Origin of the sequence: Bradyrhizobium sp. 21 (assembly GCF_023073335.1) — a bacterium.
Lineage (GTDB): Bacteria > Pseudomonadota > Alphaproteobacteria > Rhizobiales > Xanthobacteraceae > Bradyrhizobium.
The window spans coordinates 253,665-271,479 of the sequence record NZ_JADPJG010000035.1 but is presented as its reverse complement, the minus strand read 5'-3'; the positions used below and the strand labels follow the sequence as shown (position 1 = coordinate 271,479).

General features: G+C 65.8%; 19 protein-coding genes. 11 read left to right on the top strand and 8 right to left on the bottom strand.

The annotated features are described in order from the left end of the window. Window positions 1-151: 151 nt before the first annotated feature. The 7 genes from rsmI to IVB31_RS29920 all read left to right on the top strand — a co-directional run bounded on the left by rsmI (window position 152) and on the right by IVB31_RS29920 (window position 7,160). The gene (rsmI, locus tag IVB31_RS29950; RefSeq protein WP_247331341.1) at window positions 152-1,102 is read left to right on the top strand and encodes a 16S rRNA (cytidine(1402)-2'-O)-methyltransferase; all 951 of its coding nucleotides are present in this window, start codon (window positions 152-154) and stop codon (window positions 1,100-1,102) included. After that, window positions 1,089-1,490 (top strand): YraN family protein, encoded by a 402-nt coding sequence (locus IVB31_RS29945; protein WP_247331339.1) that lies wholly within the window; start codon window positions 1,089-1,091, stop codon window positions 1,488-1,490. Before rsmI ends, IVB31_RS29945 begins: the two co-directional genes overlap by 14 nt. A gap of 10 nt (window positions 1,491-1,500) precedes the next feature. Continuing rightward, window positions 1,501-2,445, top strand: coding sequence for a glutathione synthase (gene gshB / locus IVB31_RS29940; RefSeq protein WP_247331337.1), 945 nt, complete (start codon window positions 1,501-1,503; stop codon window positions 2,443-2,445). A 284-nt stretch (window positions 2,446-2,729) separates the two neighbouring features. Then, entirely contained in the window at window positions 2,730-3,554 is an 825-nt protein-coding gene (cpaB, locus tag IVB31_RS29935) for a Flp pilus assembly protein CpaB (RefSeq protein ID WP_247331334.1), read from the top strand. A 13-nt stretch (window positions 3,555-3,567) separates the two neighbouring features. After that, window positions 3,568-5,085, top strand: a complete 1,518-nt coding sequence (locus IVB31_RS29930) for a type II and III secretion system protein family protein (RefSeq protein ID WP_247331331.1) — start codon at window positions 3,568-3,570, stop codon at window positions 5,083-5,085. 54 nt (window positions 5,086-5,139) lie between these two features. Next, window positions 5,140-5,874: a CpaD family pilus assembly protein gene (locus tag IVB31_RS29925; protein WP_247331329.1), complete on the top strand. Its 735-nt coding sequence runs from the start codon at window positions 5,140-5,142 to the stop codon at window positions 5,872-5,874. Further along, a complete protein-coding gene (locus IVB31_RS29920; RefSeq protein WP_247331327.1) occupies window positions 5,871-7,160 on the top strand; it encodes an AAA family ATPase in 1,290 nt (429 codons plus the stop codon). The genes IVB31_RS29925 and IVB31_RS29920 overlap by 4 nt, the downstream gene beginning before the upstream one ends. Window positions 7,161-7,239: 79 nt before the next feature. On the opposite strand, the gene IVB31_RS29915 is transcribed toward IVB31_RS29920, so the two are convergent. Both IVB31_RS29915 and IVB31_RS29910 read right to left on the bottom strand, forming a co-directional pair. Continuing rightward, window positions 7,240-8,025, bottom strand: coding sequence for a tetratricopeptide repeat protein (locus IVB31_RS29915; RefSeq protein ID WP_247331325.1), 786 nt, complete (start codon window positions 8,023-8,025; stop codon window positions 7,240-7,242). A gap of 79 nt (window positions 8,026-8,104) precedes the next feature. Then, entirely contained in the window at window positions 8,105-8,350 is a 246-nt protein-coding gene (locus tag IVB31_RS29910) for a PilZ domain-containing protein (RefSeq protein ID WP_129270212.1), read from the bottom strand. A 227-nt stretch (window positions 8,351-8,577) separates the two neighbouring features. On the opposite strand from IVB31_RS29910, the gene IVB31_RS29905 reads away from it, so the two are divergent. The 4 genes from IVB31_RS29905 to IVB31_RS29890 all read left to right on the top strand — a co-directional run bounded on the left by IVB31_RS29905 (window position 8,578) and on the right by IVB31_RS29890 (window position 13,846). Then, on the top strand, window positions 8,578-10,116 hold the full coding sequence (locus IVB31_RS29905) for a YifB family Mg chelatase-like AAA ATPase (RefSeq protein ID WP_247331321.1): 1,539 nt from the start codon (window positions 8,578-8,580) through the stop codon (window positions 10,114-10,116). A 120-nt stretch (window positions 10,117-10,236) separates the two neighbouring features. Then, a complete protein-coding gene (locus tag IVB31_RS29900) occupies window positions 10,237-10,704 on the top strand; it encodes a hypothetical protein (RefSeq protein ID WP_247331319.1) in 468 nt (155 codons plus the stop codon). 140 nt (window positions 10,705-10,844) lie between these two features. After that, window positions 10,845-13,070 carry an ATP-binding protein gene (locus IVB31_RS29895; protein WP_247332312.1) on the top strand — a complete coding sequence of 742 codons (2,226 nt, stop codon included), beginning with the start codon at window positions 10,845-10,847 and terminating at the stop codon, window positions 13,068-13,070. A gap of 104 nt (window positions 13,071-13,174) precedes the next feature. Then, on the top strand, window positions 13,175-13,846 hold the full coding sequence (locus tag IVB31_RS29890; RefSeq protein ID WP_247331316.1) for a histidine phosphatase family protein: 672 nt from the start codon (window positions 13,175-13,177) through the stop codon (window positions 13,844-13,846). Window positions 13,847-13,888: 42 nt separating this feature from the next. Here the strand turns inward: IVB31_RS29890 and IVB31_RS29885 are convergent, their stop codons facing one another. The 6 genes from IVB31_RS29885 to hisH all read right to left on the bottom strand — a co-directional run bounded on the left by IVB31_RS29885 (window position 13,889) and on the right by hisH (window position 17,781). After that, window positions 13,889-14,128, bottom strand: coding sequence for a hypothetical protein (locus IVB31_RS29885; RefSeq protein ID WP_247331314.1), 240 nt, complete (start codon window positions 14,126-14,128; stop codon window positions 13,889-13,891). A 101-nt stretch (window positions 14,129-14,229) separates the two neighbouring features. Then, window positions 14,230-15,186 (bottom strand): type I pantothenate kinase, encoded by a 957-nt coding sequence (gene coaA, locus IVB31_RS29880; RefSeq protein WP_247331312.1) that lies wholly within the window; start codon window positions 15,184-15,186, stop codon window positions 14,230-14,232. A 20-nt stretch (window positions 15,187-15,206) separates the two neighbouring features. Continuing rightward, entirely contained in the window at window positions 15,207-15,533 is a 327-nt protein-coding gene (locus IVB31_RS29875) for a phosphoribosyl-ATP diphosphatase (protein ID WP_247331309.1), read from the bottom strand. 76 nt (window positions 15,534-15,609) lie between these two features. Next, the gene (gene hisF / locus IVB31_RS29870; RefSeq protein ID WP_247331307.1) at window positions 15,610-16,386 is read right to left on the bottom strand and encodes an imidazole glycerol phosphate synthase subunit HisF; all 777 of its coding nucleotides are present in this window, start codon (window positions 16,384-16,386) and stop codon (window positions 15,610-15,612) included. A gap of 10 nt (window positions 16,387-16,396) precedes the next feature. Next, entirely contained in the window at window positions 16,397-17,134 is a 738-nt protein-coding gene (gene hisA / locus IVB31_RS29865; protein ID WP_247332308.1) for a 1-(5-phosphoribosyl)-5-[(5-phosphoribosylamino)methylideneamino]imidazole-4-carboxamide isomerase, read from the bottom strand. Beyond that, a complete protein-coding gene (hisH, locus tag IVB31_RS29860; RefSeq protein WP_247331304.1) occupies window positions 17,131-17,781 on the bottom strand; it encodes an imidazole glycerol phosphate synthase subunit HisH in 651 nt (216 codons plus the stop codon). The genes hisA and hisH overlap by 4 nt, the downstream gene beginning before the upstream one ends. Window positions 17,782-17,815 lie beyond the last annotated feature (34 nt).

Sequence of the window (17,815 nt, the reverse complement as noted above, 5' to 3'; positions counted from 1 at the left end):
CCGTGAATATGACGCTGGTGCTTCATTCCCTCTGCAATGTGATGCCTAATTGATCACATTCCAGTCCCCGCCCTCACCCCTTGGCTGAGCCGCGATCTTTTTCGGAGGACCGGTTCCCAGCCCAAGGGATCATGCCTAAGTTCATTCCATTATGCGCGCAAAGCCGGCCCCGATAAATACGCCTGAAGGCCCAGACGCCGCCCCGCGCGGTTTCTCGATCGACGCCCATCGGCTGACGGCCCCGAAGGCCGCGCCGGGCCTCCATCTGGTCGCGACCCCCATCGGCAATCTCGGCGACATCACGCTACGGGCGCTGCAGACGCTCGCCGGCGTCGACGTCGTCGCCTGCGAGGATACCCGCATCACGCGCCGCCTGACCGAGCGCTACGCCATCGCGGCGCAGCTCAAGCAATATCACGAGCACAATGCGGAAGCGGCGCGTCCAAAGATCCTGGAGCGGCTTTCGCAGGGTGGTTCGATCGCGCTGGTGTCGGACGCCGGCACGCCGCTGATCTCGGACCCCGGCTTCAAGCTGGTGCGCGAGGTCTGCGCCGCCGGCCACGCGGTCTACGCGCTGCCCGGTCCGTCCTCGGTGCTGGCGGCACTGTCCGTTGCCGCGCTGCCGACCGACCGCTTCTTCTTCGAAGGCTTTCTGCCGGCGAAATCGGCGGCGCGACGATCGCGCCTGACCGAGCTCGCGCGCATCGATGCGACGCTGGTGATGTTCGACTCCGGCAACCGCGTACAGGACACGCTCGCCGAGCTCGCCGAGATCATGGGCACGCGTGAGGCCGCGATCTGCCGCGAGCTGACGAAACTGCACGAGCAGATTTCGCGTGCGACGCTGAGCGAGCTGGCGCGCGATGCCGACACGCTGGAGACGCGCGGCGAATTCGTGCTGGTGATCGCCCCGCCTGCGGCGGACGCCGAGATGCTGACATCGGATGCGCTCGACGACGTCCTGCGCGAGCAGCTTGCCGCGAACAGCGTCAAGGATGCGGTCGCGCATGCGGTCGCGCTCTCGGGCCGGCCGCGGCGCGAGGTCTATGCCCGCGCGCTCGAGCTCGCCAAAGATTTGCGGGGCCACGATGGCGAAGACTGAGGTCCCGGCGGAACCGAAAGTCGCCTCGCCCGAGCGCGTCGCCGCGTTCCGCACCGGCGTCTCCGCGGAAAGCCGCGGCGCCGCCTATCTCATGGCCAAGGGCTACCGCATCCTCGCCAAACGCTACCGCACCCCGCATGGCGAGATCGACATCGTGGCGCGCCGCCGCAATTTGATCGCCTTCGTCGAGGTCAAGGCCCGCGCGACCCTGGACGACGCCGCCTTCGCCGTCACTCCGCGCCAGCAGCAGCGCATCATCAATGCCGCGCAAGGCTGGCTGGTCGCGCATCCCGAGCATGCCGAATTCGAGTTGCGATTCGACGCCATGCTGATTGCGCCGCGCTCACTTCCACGCCATGTGTTGGCGGCATTCGACGCCTCGACCTGAAAGGCAGACCATGAAACTGAACGTCGCCGTCCAGATGGATCCCATCGCCCGCATCAACATCAAGGGCGATTCCACCTTTGCGCTGCTCCTGGAGGCGCAGAAGCGCGGCCATGGCCTGTCCTATTACACGCCCGACAAGCTCTCGATGGTCGGCGAGGAGATCGTCGCTCCGGTCCAGCTCCTGACGGTGCGCGACGAGCCCGGCAACCATTTCACCCTCGGCGAGCCCAGGCGCGAGGCGATCGGCGGCTTCGACGTGGTGCTGCTGCGTCAGGATCCGCCGTTCGACCTCGCCTACATCACCTCGACGCATCTGCTCGAGCGGATCCATCCGAAGACGCTGGTCGTCAACGACCCCGCCTCGGTGCGCAATGCGCCGGAAAAGCTGTTCGTGATGAATTTTCCGCAGCTGATGCCGCCGACCCTGATCTCGCGCGACCTCGACGAGATCAACGCGTTTCGCGACAGGCACGGCGCCGTGGTGATGAAGCCGCTGCACGGCCATGGCGGCGCCGCGGTGTTCCGCGTGATGCCGCAGGACATGAATTTCGGCTCGCTGTTCGACATGTTCTCGGTGACATTCAAGGAATCGTGGGTGATCCAGCAGTTCATTCCCGAGGTGAAGCTCGGCGACAAGCGCATCATCCTGGTCAATGGCGAGTTCGCAGGCGCGGTCAACCGCGTGCCGGCCGCGGACGACCTCCGCTCCAACATGGTGCGCGGCGGCGCGGCAAAGGAGACCGAGCTCACCCCGCGCGAACGTGAGATCTGCGCCACCGTCGGCCCGGCGCTGCGCGAGCGCGGCCTGCTGTTCGTCGGCATCGACGTCATCAACGGCAACCTCACCGAGATCAACGTGACCTCGCCGACCGGCATCCGCGCGATTGCAAAGCTCGGCGGGCCTGACGTCGCGGCAAAAGTCTGGGACGCGATCGAGCAGAAGCGGGCGAAGTAGGCGCCGGTCCGTGCCCTGCACACGCTGCTCCGATCGCACACATCCCCTAACCACCCATTCACCATGACGCCGCGCGCCTCATGCTAACGCAGGTGTCGCGTTGCGTGATTCTACGGGGCCACTGGCCGACCGGCTAACGCCCCATTCACCATCTGCCGAAAGACCCCAGCGCGGCCGGCCATCACACTCGGCCTCGCAACACCCCTTATACTTTTACTCCCTACTCATCGACACGGGGAACCCGCCAAGTGCGGTTCGAGTGCCCCGCGTAAGAGTAGAAGCGTATGAACACCGCACGCATTGTCGTTCTCGTCATCGCACTGGGCGCCGGCGGCGTCGCTGCATATCTGGCGAGCGGCTTTGACAACAAGCCCGCGCCCGCTCTTCCCGTCGCCGAGAAGCTGCCGACGGTCGAGGTCCTGGTCGCCAAGAACGACATCCAGCTCGGCCAGGCCGTGAAGCCCGAAGACCTGCAATGGCAGGTCTGGCCGGCGGCGACCGCGAGCAGCGCCTTCATCCGCCGCGACAACAGACCCGAAGCACAGACCCAGATCGCGGGTTCGATCGCGCGCGTGCCGTTGATGCAGGGCGAGCCGATCCGCGAGCAGAAGCTGGTCAAGGCCGAAGGCTCCGGCTTCATGGCCGCGATCCTGCCGTCGGGCATGCGCGCCGTCTCCACCGAGATTTCAGCCGAGACCGGCGCCGGCGGCTTCATCCTGCCGAACGACCGCGTCGACATCGTGCTGACCCGCCGCCTGAAGAATCCCGATGGCGCCAACAACAACAATGGCCCGTCCGGCGGCAACGACCTCGTCCTGTCCGAGGTCATCCTGACCAATATCCGCGTGCTCGCGATCGACCAGGCGCCGAAGGAAAAGGACGGCCAGAACGCCGTCGTCGGCAAGACCGTCACGCTCGAGCTCAAACCCGACCAGATCGCGGTGCTATCGGCCGCGCGCCAGAGCGGCACGCTGACACTCGCGCTGCGCAGCATCGTCGATGCCAACGCGATCGACGGCACGCCCGAGGACCAGGCGATCAAGCGTCCCGGCGGCGTCAACGTGATCCGCTACGGCGTGCAGGCGCGGCAACTGACGTCACAGAAGTGATGATGGGGACAGTATGAACGACGGGGACAATCGGACGGCCTTGCGCATTCGGGGGAAGCGCACGCGCTCGTTCTGGACGGGGACGATGCTGATACTGGGGCTCCTCGCGGCCCCCGATGTCGTCAGCGCCGCAGATGCGCCGGTCGGCGATCAGGCGCCGATGCAGGCGACGGATCTCGATCTGGCGCCCGTCGCAACGATTGCGCCGGCGCGGACGCGCTTCCTGTCGCTCGGCGTCGGCAAGTCCGCCGTCATCGACCTGCCGCGCGAGGTCAAGGACGTGCTGGTCGCCGATCCCAAGATTGCCAATGCGGTGATCCGCTCGGCCCAACGCGCCTATATCATCGGCGGACAGGTCGGCCAGACCAACGTCGTGTTCTTCGCCGCCGACGGCCAGCAGGTCGCCGCCTACGACATCGCGGTGAAGCGCGACCTCAACGGCATGCGCGCGGCGCTGCGCCAGTCGCTGCCGGGCGTGCAGATCGAAGGCGTCGGCGACAGCGTGATGCTGACCGGCTCGGTGTCGAGCCCGGTCGAGGCCCAGCAGGCCGGCGACGTCGCCGCCAAACTGGTCGGCAGCGCGGAGAAGGTCGTCAACAACATCGTCGTGCGCGGCCGCGACCAGGTGATGCTCAAGGTCGTCGTCGGCGAAGTGCGCCGCGATATCGTCAAGCAATTGGGCGTCGATCTCAGCGCCAGCCTGAACGCCGGCACCGCCGTCGTGAACTTCAACAATTCCAACCCGTTCTCGGTCAGCGGCGGACCGCTCGTCAGCAACAATGGACTCGGCGTGGCCGGCATCACCAAGGGCTTCGCCACCGTCAGCGCCACGATGCGCGCGATGGAAAGCGCCGGTGTCATGCGCACGCTCGCCGAGCCGAGCCTGACCGCGATCTCCGGCGAATCCGCCACCTTCATCGCCGGCGGCGAATTCCCCATTCCGTCCGGTTATGCCTGCGATCCGGTCACCCACGTCTGTACCACCCAGATCACCTACAAGAAGTTCGGCATCTCCCTGAACTTCACCCCGGTCGTACTCAGCGAGGGCCGGATCAGCCTGCGCGTGATGACCGAGGTCTCCGAGCTGTCGAACCAGAGCGCCATCACGGTCACTCAGGCGCTGTCCTCGAGCTCGACCAACTCGATCACCATTCCCTCGATCCAGACCCGTCGCGCCGAAACGACGCTGGAAATTCCCTCAGGCGGCTCGATGGCAATGGCCGGCCTGATCCAGCAGCAGACCAAACAGGCGATCAACGGCCTGCCAGGCGTCGACCAGGTGCCGATCCTCGGCGCGCTGTTCCGCAGCCAGGACTTCGTCAACAACGAGACCGAGCTGATGGTGATCGTGACGCCCTATGTGGTGCGCGCGGTCGCCCAGAAGGAATTGTCCCGGCCCGACGACGGCTTTGCGCCGGCGTCCGACGCCCAGACGGCGCTGCTCGGCCGCATGAACCGCCTGTATGGCATCGCGCGCCGGGTCGATCCGATCGCGGGCACGCCCGGCGATTTCGGCTTCATCATCGACTGAGACGAACGGACGGCTTGGGGAACGGGCAAGTCACGGGGCAGAGGGGAAGAAGCGATGACGAAGACCATGGCCGATCGACGTCGCAAGTTGAGCGTCGCGCTGGCATTCACGGGGCTCTCCGTCATGCTGGGCGCCTGCAACACCACCGGCGAGATCGTCACCCAGACGGTGCCGACCGACTATCGCCAGCGTCACCCGATCGCGGTGCAGGAAGCCAAGAAGTCGATCGTGATCTTCGTCGGCAAGGCTCGCGGCGGCCTCTCGGCCGCGCAGCACGCGGACGTCACGGGCATCGCCCGGGACTGGGTGCGCGAAGGCACCGGCTCGGTCGTCGTCGACGTGCCTGTCGACGCCGCGAATTCGCGCGCGGCGGCGGCGACCTATCACGAAATCCGTTCCGTGCTCGCATCCGGCGGCGTGCCGTCGCGTGCCGTGGTCCAGCATTCCTATCGGCCCGAGGATCCCGGACTGCTGCCCACCATCCGCCTGAGCTATTCGAGGATCGCCGCGGTCGCCGGCCCCTGCGGGCTGTGGCCGGAAGATATCGGCCCCTCCATCCTCGACCCCGGCTACAACGAGAACCAGCCCTATTTCAATCTGGGCTGCGCCAGCCAGCGCAACCTCGCGGCGATGATCGACAACCCGGCCGACCTCGAGCAGCCGCGCTCGGAGACGCCGGCCTATAACGCACGGCGCGACATGGCCTTCGAGCGATATCGCAAGGGCACGCCGATCGGGACCGCCAATCCAGAGGCCGACAAGGCCAAACTCAGCGACACAGGCAGATGACAAGCTTCCAGGACGAAGAAGCGGACGATCCGCAGCACCCCGAGGAACACATTGCGCCGGTTCCTCGCATTTCCGTGCAGGCCTTTTGCGAGACCGAGCAGACGCTCGCCGCGATGACCGCGGCCGGGCAGGATCGCCGGCTCGCCAAGGCACACCTTACCGCCAAGGACGGTGGTCTCGCCGCGGCCATCGAAGTCTATGAAACGATGCCGACGCCTAATGTCATCGTGATCGAATCCGACGGCACGCGCGACATCCTCGAGGGGCTCGACGACCTCGCTGGCGTCTGCGATCCCGGCACCCGCGTGGTCGTGATCGGCAATCCCAACGACACCGCGCCCTATCGCGAGCTGGTCCGCCGCGGCGTCAACGACTATGTGGTGGGACCGGTCGAGACGCTCGACGTCGTCCGCTCGATCTGCAGCCTGTTCTCGGCGTCCGAAGCCATCATCACCGGCCGCGTCATCGCGGTGGTCGGCGCCAAGGGCGGCGTCGGCGCCTCTACCGTCGCGCACAATGTGGCCTGGACCATCGCCCGCGACCTCGCGCTCGACTCGGTCGTGATCGATCTCGACCTCGCTTTCGGCACCGCGGGCCTCGACTACAACCAGGACCCGGTGCAGGGCATCGCCAACGCGGTGCTGTCGCAGGACCGGCCGGACACGGCGCTGATGGAGCGTCTGCTCTCCAAATGCACTGAGCGGCTCAGCCTCCTTGCTGCACCGGCCACACTTGACCGCGTCTATGATTTCGGCGCGGAGGCCTTCGACGCGGTGTTCGACACGCTGCGCATGACCACGCCCTGCATCGTGCTCGACGTTCCCCACCAATGGTCGGGCTGGACGCGGCGCGCGCTGGTCAACGCGGATGACATCGTGATCGTGGCCGAGCCCGATCTTGCGAATTTGCGCAACACCAAGAACATGCTGAACGTGCTGAAGGCGGCACGGCCGAACGACCGGCCGCCGCTCTACTGCATCAACCAGGTCGGCATGCCGAAGCGGGCGGAGATCGAGGTCAAGGCGTTCGCCAAGACCATGGAGAGCCAGCCGATCGCGGTGATCCCGTTCGATTCGAAGCTGTTCTCGACCGCGGCCAACAATGGCCAGATGATCGCGGAGGTCTCAAAGAGCCACCGCACCACCATGCTGTTCCAGAACATGGCGAACCGCCTCGCCGGGCGCGGCGAGGTGAAGAAGCCGAAGCGCTCGCTGCTCGGGCCGCTCCTGAAGAGGCTGAAGGGCAGGTCGGGGCGCGCGTCAGCCCCGCATCGCAAGGCGTCGTAAGCGCGAGAGCATTTTCGAGCGAAGTGGATATCGGTTCGCGTCAAGACACCGGGTCAACACGAGAATCCAGGCCGGCGGCTTACTTGTCCGCCCGCTGCTGCTTCTTCGCCAGCAACTCCCGCAGCGCCGTGACCTTTGCCGCCGCCTGATCCGGCGGCAAATCGGCCTTCACGATGGTTTCGGCCTCGTCCTTCTTTCCTTCCAGTCCGAGCACGAGCGCGAGATTGGCACGCACGCGGGAATCGGCGGGATTGCGCTCATGCGCGCGGCGCAGCGTGTCCTCCGCCCTCGGCAGATTGTTCTGGAGCATGTAGGACAGTCCGAGATTGGACAAGACTTGCGGCTCGTCGGGCACGATCTTCAAGGCGGCCGCGTAATATTGCTGCGCCTCGTCGTTGCGACCGAGCTGATCGAGCGCGGCGCCCTGCGCCGACAGGATGCGCCAGTCGGGATCCTCGGGCGAATGCGCGCGACCGAGGACGTCGAATGCCTGCTGGAAATTGCCGCTGTCGGCGAGCGCGCGGCCATAGCCGGCGAGCAGCGCCTTGTTGGTGGAATGGGCGAGCACGGCCTGCTCCAGCACCGCAAGCGCCTGCGCGCGCTGGCCGGTCTGGCGCAGCGCCTTGCCGTATTCGAGCGCGACATTGGGGTCGCCGGGCTTGGCGCGATAGCGCTCGCGTAGCGCGTCCATGTCCGGCCTCACGTCCGGCCTAGCGTCGGTCTTGGCCGCTGTTTCCGGCTTGCCGCCGAGCGCGCCGGTGACGTCCTCGATGCCAATAGTCTGACAGCCGCCGAGGGTCAGGATCAGAAGCGCGGAAAACAGACATCTCGCCGGAGGAGAGGCAACGGACAAACGCTTGGACATACTCTGATCACTCGGCGACTGATCAGAGATGCTTACCGATTAACGCTAAAGTCCCGTTAAGGAACCAGATCGGTCCGGCTCAATCAGTGAATTCAGCGCCGAACTCGCAGCCAATGCGCCAGCGCAGGCGGCACTGCCGCGAATAGTCGGGCGCGAAGATGATGGTGAATTGCGGCGGCACTTCCAGAAATTCCGCCACCACTTTCACGCCACCATCCGAAATATCCGTGATCGTGCAGTCCCGCGGCAGCGATCCGGCGCCAAAATGAATCTTGGCAAGCCGGGTGCACATCCGACGTTCGCTCTTCCGGCGATTTGCAAGCATTTGAATTGTTCACCCGTTAGACCACGGCCCATCCCGCAGCCTTAGGAGTAGCGGACATTCGTTGGAATGTGCTGAGGAGAGCCGCTGGCATTCGAGGCGTAGTGTCTTCGTCGTGTTTACATTTGATTAGGGCTTTCGACCTCTCTCGATACGTTCCCGTATTGTTCTTGCCAGGCGCGGCCCGCTCTGCTACCCCTAATTGTGCAAGAGGGCAGGCTGGTTCGGGCATGGTTCAGCGGGTTTCTACCGTCGCCTTTGAGGGGATCGAGGCCCGCGCGGTCGACGTGCAAGTGCAGGTCGCGCCGGGTCTGCCAGCCTTTGCCATCGTAGGTCTCCCGGACAAGGCGGTGTCGGAGGCCCGCGAGCGGGTCCGCTCGGCGCTGATCGCCTCGGGGCTGGCGCTGCCGGCGCGGCGGATCACCGTCAATCTCGCGCCCGCCGATCTGCCCAAGGAAGGCAGCCATTACGACCTGCCGATCGCGCTCGGGCTGATGGCAGCGATCGGCGCGATCCCGCCGGATGCGCTGACCGGTTTTACGGTGCTCGGCGAACTCGGCCTCGATGGTTCGATCGCGCCGGTGGCCGGCGTTCTGCCCGCCGCGATCGGCGCCAATGTGCGCGAGGAAGGACTGATCTGTCCGGCGGCCTGCGGCTCGGAGGCGGCCTGGGCGAGCCCCGACATCCAGATCATCGCAGCACACTCTCTCATTCAGATCGCCAACCATTTCAAGGGCACGCAGGTGCTATCGCGGCCTGTGCCGAAGGTGCATGAAGCCGCCGCCTCGCCGCTCGATTTGCGCGACATCAAGGGCCAGGAGAGCGCCAAGCGCGCATTGGAGATCGCGGCCGCCGGCGGGCATCATCTGCTCATGATCGGCGCGCCCGGCGCCGGCAAATCGATGCTGGCGGCGCGCCTGCCCTCGATCCTGCCACCGCTGTCGCCGGGCGAATTGCTGGAGGTCTCGATGATCGCCTCCGTTGCCGGCGAGATCGAGGGCGGCGCGCTGACCGCGCGGCGGCCGTTCCGCGCGCCGCATCATTCCGCCAGCATGGCCGCGCTCACCGGTGGCGGCATGCGCGCGAGGCCCGGCGAGATCTCGCTCGCGCATCAGGGCGTGCTGTTCCTCGACGAGCTCCCCGAATTCGATCCGCGCGTGCTGGATTCGCTGCGCCAGCCGCTGGAGAATGGCGAGGTCGCGGTGTCCCGTGCCAATCACCGCGTGACGTACCCTGCGCGCTTCATGCTGGTCGCCGCGATGAATCCGTGCCGCTGCGGCCATGCGTTCGAGCCCGGCTATGCCTGCAAGCGCGGCCGCATCGACCGCTGCACCGGTGACTATCAGGCCCGCATCTCGGGGCCGCTGATGGACCGCATCGACCTGCGCATCGAGGTGCCCGCAGTGACCGCGGCCGATTTGATTTTGCCGCCGGCGGCGGAGGGTTCGGCCGAAGTCGCGGCGCGCGTGGCGGCGGCGCGCGACATCCAGCTCGCGCGCTACGCGGATGCGGGTCTGCCGAAGGTTCGCACCAATGCCGAAGCGCCGGCCTCGGTGCTGGAGCAGATCGCCAAGCCGGATGCGCAGGGCGCCAAACTGCTGCGCGACGCCGCCGAGACCATGCGGCTGTCGGCGCGCGGCTATCACCGCGTGCTGCGGGTGGCACGCACCCTCGCCGACCTCGACGGCGCCGACAAGATCGGCCGGCTGCACCTCGCCGAGGCGCTGTCCTACCGCGCACTCGCGGAGGATGTGCGGCAGATGGCGTGATCATTCCGCGCATCAACCCTGCGGTAACGAGTTTCCTTTACGCTCTGCAAACCATAAGGCCCATCAGTTCCCGCCACGAGTTTCGGTACAGGTTTTCTCGGGCCCGGCGAGTAGCGTATCATGTTGCGTTTCAAGATCCTGGCCTCGGCTATCCCCCTGCTCGCGGCTGCGGTGTTTGCCCGCAGCGAGATCGGATCGGTCTCGCATCCGTGCATCGCGCTGGGCGATACTTCGGTCGAGCTGACGTCGCTGTTCTGGACCGCCGGCGTGCATGTCGCCTTCACCGATGATCCCGCTCGCGCCACGGTGCGGGTTCAGATCACCGAGGACGCGGACGCGGCAGACTTCGCCGTCGTCGACGACGGCCTCGGTTCGGAATCGGAGACCTGCCAGGCCAATCCTTCGACCCGCCTGATCTCGATTGCGGCGCAGCCCGTCGACGGCGGCCAGGTGATCTATCTCTCCACCGAGGGGCCGGCGGATTACCGTGTCTATGTGCGCTCGAAGACGTTCTCGCAGCGCGAGGCGGCGGCGCTGATCGTCGGCGCCCGTGGCGGCCACCGCCATCTCCAAGCTGCTTCGCTTTGAGCCGCCTCGCTCTGAACCCTTAACGCCTCGTCAACCCTGTTTGGAGGCGGTCGCAACACCTCAAACTGTTCGCAAGGTCGCGGGCACATCGTCGTTTACAGCGAGCACAGGGTTTTAAGAAAAGAGTCGGGTCGGTGGCGATGGGTCGGACGTTCCGGATCAAGGTGCGCATGCGCCGCTTCAGGCGGCAGTATCCCAAAATCGCCTTCGCGATCCGCTCCTTCATGATCTTCTCGGCGACGTTCGGCGGCGCCTATGGCTTTGTCACCGGCAGCCGGTCCGAGACTTCCGGCTATGATCCCAACGCGTTTGCGATCGGCGCCAGCTTCCTGTTCGCGCTCGCCTGCCTCGGCCTCGCCACGCTCAGCATGCGCCTGCGCTTCGTCAAAAAGCGGATGCGGACGCTCGCCGCCCATAACGAAGCGCTGATCGACCGCAATTGGGAGCTGAAGGAAGCCGAAGAACGGGCCCGCAGCCTGTTCGAACAGCAGGGCGATCTGATCGTGCTGCGCGACGCAAACGGCCGCATCACCTTCGCCAATGAGGCCTATTGCGCGCTCGCAGGCCAGGCGCGCGGCGCGCTGGTCGGCACGCGCTTTGATTTCGACGTGCTGGAGCAGGGCGACAGCGCCCGCGAGAGCAACGGCACCCGCATTCACGACCAGAAGATTGCAACCCCGCTCGGCGCCCGCTGGATCGCCTGGCGCGAAGGCTATGTCCGCCTCGACGCCGGCCAGCCCGCCGAATTGCAGAGCGTGGGACGCGATGTCACCGACCGCACCGAGACCGAGCGAGCGCTGTCCGACGCCCGCGACCAGGCCGATGCCGCCAATCGCGCCAAATCGCGCTTCCTGGCCATGGCCTCGCACGAGATCCGCAACCCCCTCAACGGCATCATCGGCATGGGCGGGCTGCTGCTCGACACCAATCTGACGCCGGAGCAGACGACCTACGCCAAGGCCGTGAAGACCTCCGGCGAAGCCCTGATGGCGCTGATCGAGGAACTGCTCGACTATTCCAAGATCGAAGCCGGCAAGCTCGATCTCGAGCAGCGTCCCTTCGCACTCTCGGCCCTGATCGAGGACATCACCGAGCTGCTCGCGCCGCGCGCGCAGGCCAAGCAGCTCGAGATCGCCGCCTATGTCGACGAGCGCCTGCCGCTCGAGGTGGTCGGCGACGCCGCGCGGCTGCGCCAGGTGCTGCTCAACCTCGCCGGCAACGCCATCAAGTTCACCGCAACAGGTGGCGTTGCGCTGATCGTCGAGCCCGGCATCTGGCCGAACGAGATCAGCTTCCTGGTGCGCGACACCGGTATCGGCATCGCGCCGGAAGCGCAGCAGCGCATCTTCCGCGAATTCGAGCAGGCGGACGAGCGCGTCGCGCGCACCTATGGCGGCACCGGGCTCGGCCTTGCCATCAGCGAGCGCATCGCCAAGCGCATGGGCGGCCGCATCACGCTCACGAGCGAGCCGGGCAAGGGCTCGACCTTCGAGGTCGCAGTGCCGCTGGCGCCGTCGCAAGCCGGCGCGGGCCAGACGCCATTCCCGAGTCCCGAGCTCGCCGGCAAGTCGATCCTTCTGGTCGCGGACGGCATCGAGGCCTCGCTGATCGCGCGGCGGCTGCAACGCTGGGGCGGGCAGACCTGCATGGTCGCCGATGCCGCGGTCGCAGAGGCACTGCTGCCCGAACGCGCATGGCATGCGGTCCTGATCGATCGCGCGCTCGGCGCTGCCATCGCCGACCGCCTCGGCGAAGCCGCACGCAGCCATGCAACGCAACGCCTCGTGCTGCTGACATCCGGCTCGCGCCACGAGAAACTCTCGCCGGCCTTCACCGGCTTCCTGGTGAAGCCGTTGCGAGCGGCATCGCTGGCCGCACGCCTCACGCTGACCCCGGAGGTCGCCTCACCCGATCTCGCGCCGGAGCCATCGGCCCAATCCACCGGCGCGGCACCGGCGAAAGGCCTGTCAATTCTCGTCGCCGAGGACAACGAGATCAACGCGCTGTTGATGCGATCGCTGCTGACGAAACTCGGTCACCGCGTGGTCATCGCGGTCCATGGCGAGGCCGCGCTGGAATCCTGGCTCGCGGCGTCATCGGCCGGCACGCCCTATGATCTCGTGCTGATGGACATCCAGATGCCGCAGCTCGACGGCATCGAAACGACAAAACGCATCCGTGCGCATGAGGCGGCCAAAGGCGGCCACCACACGCCGATCCTCGCACTCACCGCCAATACGCTGGTGGAAGATCGCTACGCCTGTTTCGAAGCGGGCATGAACGGATTTTTGATCAAGCCGCTCGATCGCGACAAGCTGGAAGAGGCGCTGGCCGGGCTGGCGGCGTCGCGGCATCTGGCGGTCTGATTCAGAGCTTCACGGGAACCTGATCAGGGCCGGCAATCGAGAAATTGAATTCGCCTGCGTTGAGCGCCACCATCCTCTGGGGTACTTGCAGGAGGATTTCGCGCATGAACGCGCTCTGCCGGCTCATATTTATTTTCATTGCTCTTCTCGCTGGAATGTCCCAATCCGCCGCGGCCGATACGACGCAGCTCATCGCATCGCTCAAGCAAGGCGGCTACGTCCTGGTTTTTCGGCACACCGCGACCGACGACAGTCAAAAGGACGTCTACCCTTTCAAGTTCGACGACATGAACGCTCAGCGTCAGCTCAGTGAAAAGGGCCGGGACACGGCGCGCCAGATCGGCGCAGCGGTCAAGGCATTCGCGATCCCGATCGGTGATGTCTTCACGAGCCGGCTGAATCGCGCTGTCGAGGCCGGCAGGCTGATCTCCGGCCGCGAGGTTCAACCCGTCGATGCCTTGACGGACAGCAGCAACGCCAGCGCCTCGGGAATGGCCAACCCGGCCGGTGCAAATACAAAGGCCGGACAGGCCATGCGTCAGCTCGTCGACGCGCCGCCGAAGCCAGGCACGAACACGGTCCTGGTCACCCACAAGACCAACTTCGCCGATGCCTTCGGCAAGGACGCCGGCGACGTGCAGGAAGGGGAGGCCTTCATTTACCAGCTCCAAGGCTCCTACCAGGCCCAAAGCTCCTACCAGGCCCAAGGCTCGGGCCCCGCCACCTTTGCGGGGCGCATCAAGCCTGCGGATTGGACCACGCAAGCCGGCAAGTAAATCGCGCGCGCCGACGATGCGCATCAGCAAGGGGTCAGCGGCCTACGCGGCGTAAGCACCAAAACGCGGCGCGGAGAGCTTGCCGGACGGCGCCTGGGTTCCCGTGAAGATGGTGTTCGTCCGCTCGGCGCGCTTGCAATGCGGGCACACGAAGAGATGCGCGATGATCGCAACCGGCTCGTCCGCGAGCAGTTCCGAACGGTACCACCTCATCTCAAGGTGGCAGTCGGGGCAGGTCGGTGCTTCAAGCTGCTCCGCAGCACTTCTCAGACGATCAACCATGGAGCCCTCAGGTCTTCGAAGGTCATAGCCGAAGACCTCATGCCGGTCTGCAACAAAAGACACTCTGCCCCAATCGGCCGGGGCCGCGCCGGTGGGCGCAATTACAGCCGCCGCAGCGCCACGCTCGACACCGTGTGGTCCGCGCCCTTCTTCAGGATCAGCGTCGCGCGCGGACGGGTCGGCAGGATGTTGTCCTCGAGATTGGCGAGGTTGGTGCGTTCCCAGATCGCGATCGCGGTGGCGGTGGCTTCCTCGTCCGACAACAGCGCGTAGCGATTGAAGTAGGATTTTGGATTGGTGAACGCGGTGTCCCGCAACGACAGGAAGCGGCGGATGTACCATTGCCGCAGCGCGGCTTCGTCTGCGTCGATATAGACCGAGAAATCGAAGAAGTCGGAGACGACGGGGACCGCCTTGCCGTCGCGCGGCAGCTTGCCGGTTTGCAGCACGTTGACACCCTCGACGATCAGGATGTCGGGCTGGTCGATCTCGGCCCACTCGTTCGGCACGATGTCGTAGGTCAGATGCGAATAGACCGGCGCGCGCACATGATGGCGGCCGGCCTTGATGTCGGAGAGAAAGCCGAGCAGCAGCGGCAAATCGTAGCTCTCCGGAAAGCCCTTCTTCTGCATGATGCCCTGCCGATCGAGCACCGCATTCGGATACAGAAAGCCGTCGGTGGTGATCAAATCGACCTTCGGGCGCGGCGACCAGCGCGCCAGCAGCGCCTGCAGCACGCGGGCCGTGGTGGACTTTCCGACCGCGACCGAGCCGGCGACGCCGATGATGTAGGGCATCTTGCGGTCGCGGATGTTGAGGAACTGGCGCTCCGCGTAATACAGCCGCTGCATTGCATCGACATAGATCGACAGCAGGCGCGACAGCGGCAGGTAGATGTCCTCGACCTCCTGCAAGTCGAGGCGATCGTGCAGCGAACGGAGCCGGTCGAACTCGCCCGGCTCCAGCGTCATCGGCGTGTCGTCGCGCAGCCGCGCCCACTCCTCGCGCGTATAGACGCGGTACGGATTATACTGCTGCTCGGGTGCGCGGATATCCATGACGCGACTCTCCACCTCGGCTAGCTGCCGCCCTTACGCGACGCCTTTTCTTCCAACCCTGACATATTGGTCCGCTTGTCCAATGCGGCCTCGACCTCGTCCAGCTTTACGCCGCGGGCCTTGAGCAGCACAAGGAAATGATAAAGCAGGTCGGCGCCTTCCGCGATCAGATGATCGCGATCGTTTTCGACTGCCGCGATGACGGTTTCGACTGCTTCCTCACCGAACTTCTTGGCGCAATGTTCGGCGCCCTTGTCGAGAAGCTTGCGGGTATAGGAGCCCTCGCCCCCCGCCGCCGCGCGGGCGTCGATGGTCTCGGCCAGATCGTGGATCGTGAAACGCACCATCGGAATTACTCAGAAACACATCCGGCCAGAGGCCATTCCCCGCCGGCTAATGTAGCAGCTTTATGAAAGGGAGTCGTCAGGCATCGAGGCGCATGGCCAGCCCGCGCCGGGCCATGTGCTCCTTGGCTTGGCGGATGGTGAATTCCCCGAAATGGAAGATCGAGGCGGCCAGCACGGCGGTGGCATGGCCGTCGCGGATGCCGTCCACGAGATGGTCGAGATTGCCGACGCCGCCCGAGGCGATCACGGGAACGGGAACGCTGTCGGCGATCGCCCGGGTCAGCGGGATGTCGAACCCCTGCCTGGTGCCGTCGCGGTCCATCGAGGTGAGCAGGATTTCACCGGCGCCGAGCGAGACCACTTCCTGGGCATATTCGATGGCGTCGATGCCGGTCGAGTTGCGGCCGCCATGAGTGAATATCTCCCATCGCTCTCCGCCACCCGCGCGCTTGACCCGCTTGGCGTCGATCGCGACCACCACGCACTGCTCGCCGAATTTCTCGGCGGCTTCCTTGACGAACTCGCGCCGCGACACAGCCGCGCTGTTGATCGAGACCTTGTCGGCGCCGGCGCGCAGGAGCGTTTTGATGTCGTCAACCTTGCGCACGCCGCCGCCGACGGTGACAGGCATGAAGCAGGCCTCCGCCGTGCGCCGGACCACGTCCAGCATGATGCCGCGGTTCTCGTGGGTCGCGGTGATGTCGAGGAACGTCAGCTCGTCGGCGCCGGCGGCGTCATAGGCGATCGCCGCTTCGACGGGATCGCCGGCATCGCGCAGATCGACGAAGTTGACGCCCTTGACGACCCTTCCGTCCTTGACGTCGAGGCAGGGGATCACGCGCACCTTGAACATGTGTCAGCTCCTAGGCGGCGCGCGCGTTGCGGATCAGGGAAAGGGCATCCGCCGGATCGAGCCGGCCGTCGTAAAGCGCACGGCCGGCGATCGCACCGGCGAGCTTCCTGGCGCGCGGCGTCAGCATCGCCTTGACGTCCTCGATCGAGGCGAGGCCGCCGGAGGCGATCACGGGAATGGAGATGGCGTCGGCGAGCGCGATGGTCGCATCGAGGTTCAAGCCCTTGAGCAAGCCGTCGCGCGCAATGTCGGTGAAGATGATGGCGGCGACGCCGGCATCCTCGAAACGTTGCGCGATTTCCAGCACCGTGACCTGCGAGGTTTCGGCCCAGCCTTCGACCGCGACCTTGCCGTCACGGGCATCGAGCCCGACCGCCACGCGGCCGGGGAACTTTTTCGCCGCAGCTTTCACCAGCTCCGGGTCGCGCACCGCGGCGGTGCCGATGATGACGCGGGTGATGCCCTTGTCGAGCCAGGCTTCGACGGTCGCGAGATCGCGAATGCCGCCGCCGAGCTGCACCGGAATTTTGATCGTCTTCAGCATCGCCTCGACGGCCTGCGCATTCACCGGCTTGCCGGCAAAGGCGCCGTCGAGATCGACGACGTGGAGATACTCAAAACCTTGTTCGACAAACCTCTCGGCCTGGGCTGCGGGATTGAGGTTGAACACGGTCGCGCGCGCCATGTCGCCTTGCTCGAGGCGCACGCATTGGCCGTTCTTGAGGTCGATCGCGGGAAAGAGAATCACGGTTTCCATCGCAAAAAGTTCGAGATCAGGGCCAGCCCAAAGCGCTGGCTCTTCTCGGGGTGAAACTGCGTGCCGATGGCCGTGTCCTTGGCGACGATCGCGGTGACGGGCCCGCCGTAATCGGCGCGCGCAAGCACGTCCGCCTCGTTGGCGGCGTTGAGGTGGTAGGAGTGCACGAAATAGGCATGCTGGCCCTTGGGGCCGAGCGGCAGCCTCTCCAGCACCGGATGCTCGCGCAGCACGTCGAGCGTGTTCCAGCCCATGTGCGGGATCTTCAGGCTCTCGTCGCGCGGCGTAATCTTCTCGACGTCGCCGCCGATCCAGTTCAGACCTTGCGTGATGACGTGTTCCTTGCCGCGGGTGGCGAACAGCTGCATGCCGACGCAGATGCCGAACATCGGCCGCGCCTTGACGCGCACCGCTTCGGTGATCGCCTCGACCATGCCGTTGACGGCATCGAGGCCGCGCCGGCAATCGGCGAAGGCGCCGACGCCCGGCAGCACCAGACGGTCGGCGCTATAGGCCTGATCCGGATCGCTGGTGACGAAAACCTTTTGCGGGTTCTCCATGCTGCGCGCGGCGCGCTCGAACGCCTTGGCGGCCGAATGCAGATTGCCGGAACCGTAATCGATGATGGCGACGCTCATCTTGACCCTCCCGGTTCTGGAAACAAACCAATGA

Coding starts and splice junctions, on each gene's coding strand:
- rsmI (WP_247331341.1), top strand. CDS start 152: ATGCGCGCAAAGCCGGCCCCGATAAATACGCCTGAAGGCCCAGACGCC.
- IVB31_RS29945 (WP_247331339.1), top strand. CDS start 1,089: ATGGCGAAGACTGAGGTCCCGGCGGAACCGAAAGTCGCCTCGCCCGAG.
- gshB (WP_247331337.1), top strand. CDS start 1,501: ATGAAACTGAACGTCGCCGTCCAGATGGATCCCATCGCCCGCATCAAC.
- cpaB (WP_247331334.1), top strand. CDS start 2,730: ATGAACACCGCACGCATTGTCGTTCTCGTCATCGCACTGGGCGCCGGC.
- IVB31_RS29930 (WP_247331331.1), top strand. CDS start 3,568: ATGAACGACGGGGACAATCGGACGGCCTTGCGCATTCGGGGGAAGCGC.
- IVB31_RS29925 (WP_247331329.1), top strand. CDS start 5,140: ATGACGAAGACCATGGCCGATCGACGTCGCAAGTTGAGCGTCGCGCTG.
- IVB31_RS29920 (WP_247331327.1), top strand. CDS start 5,871: ATGACAAGCTTCCAGGACGAAGAAGCGGACGATCCGCAGCACCCCGAG.
- IVB31_RS29915 (WP_247331325.1), bottom strand. CDS start 8,025: ATGTCCAAGCGTTTGTCCGTTGCCTCTCCTCCGGCGAGATGTCTGTTT.
- IVB31_RS29910 (WP_129270212.1), bottom strand. CDS start 8,350: ATGCTTGCAAATCGCCGGAAGAGCGAACGTCGGATGTGCACCCGGCTT.
- IVB31_RS29905 (WP_247331321.1), top strand. CDS start 8,578: ATGGTTCAGCGGGTTTCTACCGTCGCCTTTGAGGGGATCGAGGCCCGC.
- IVB31_RS29900 (WP_247331319.1), top strand. CDS start 10,237: ATGTTGCGTTTCAAGATCCTGGCCTCGGCTATCCCCCTGCTCGCGGCT.
- IVB31_RS29895 (WP_247332312.1), top strand. CDS start 10,845: ATGGGTCGGACGTTCCGGATCAAGGTGCGCATGCGCCGCTTCAGGCGG.
- IVB31_RS29890 (WP_247331316.1), top strand. CDS start 13,175: ATGAACGCGCTCTGCCGGCTCATATTTATTTTCATTGCTCTTCTCGCT.
- IVB31_RS29885 (WP_247331314.1), bottom strand. CDS start 14,128: ATGGTTGATCGTCTGAGAAGTGCTGCGGAGCAGCTTGAAGCACCGACC.
- coaA (WP_247331312.1), bottom strand. CDS start 15,186: ATGGATATCCGCGCACCCGAGCAGCAGTATAATCCGTACCGCGTCTAT.
- IVB31_RS29875 (WP_247331309.1), bottom strand. CDS start 15,533: ATGGTGCGTTTCACGATCCACGATCTGGCCGAGACCATCGACGCCCGC.
- hisF (WP_247331307.1), bottom strand. CDS start 16,386: ATGTTCAAGGTGCGCGTGATCCCCTGCCTCGACGTCAAGGACGGAAGG.
- hisH (WP_247331304.1), bottom strand. CDS start 17,781: ATGAGCGTCGCCATCATCGATTACGGTTCCGGCAATCTGCATTCGGCC.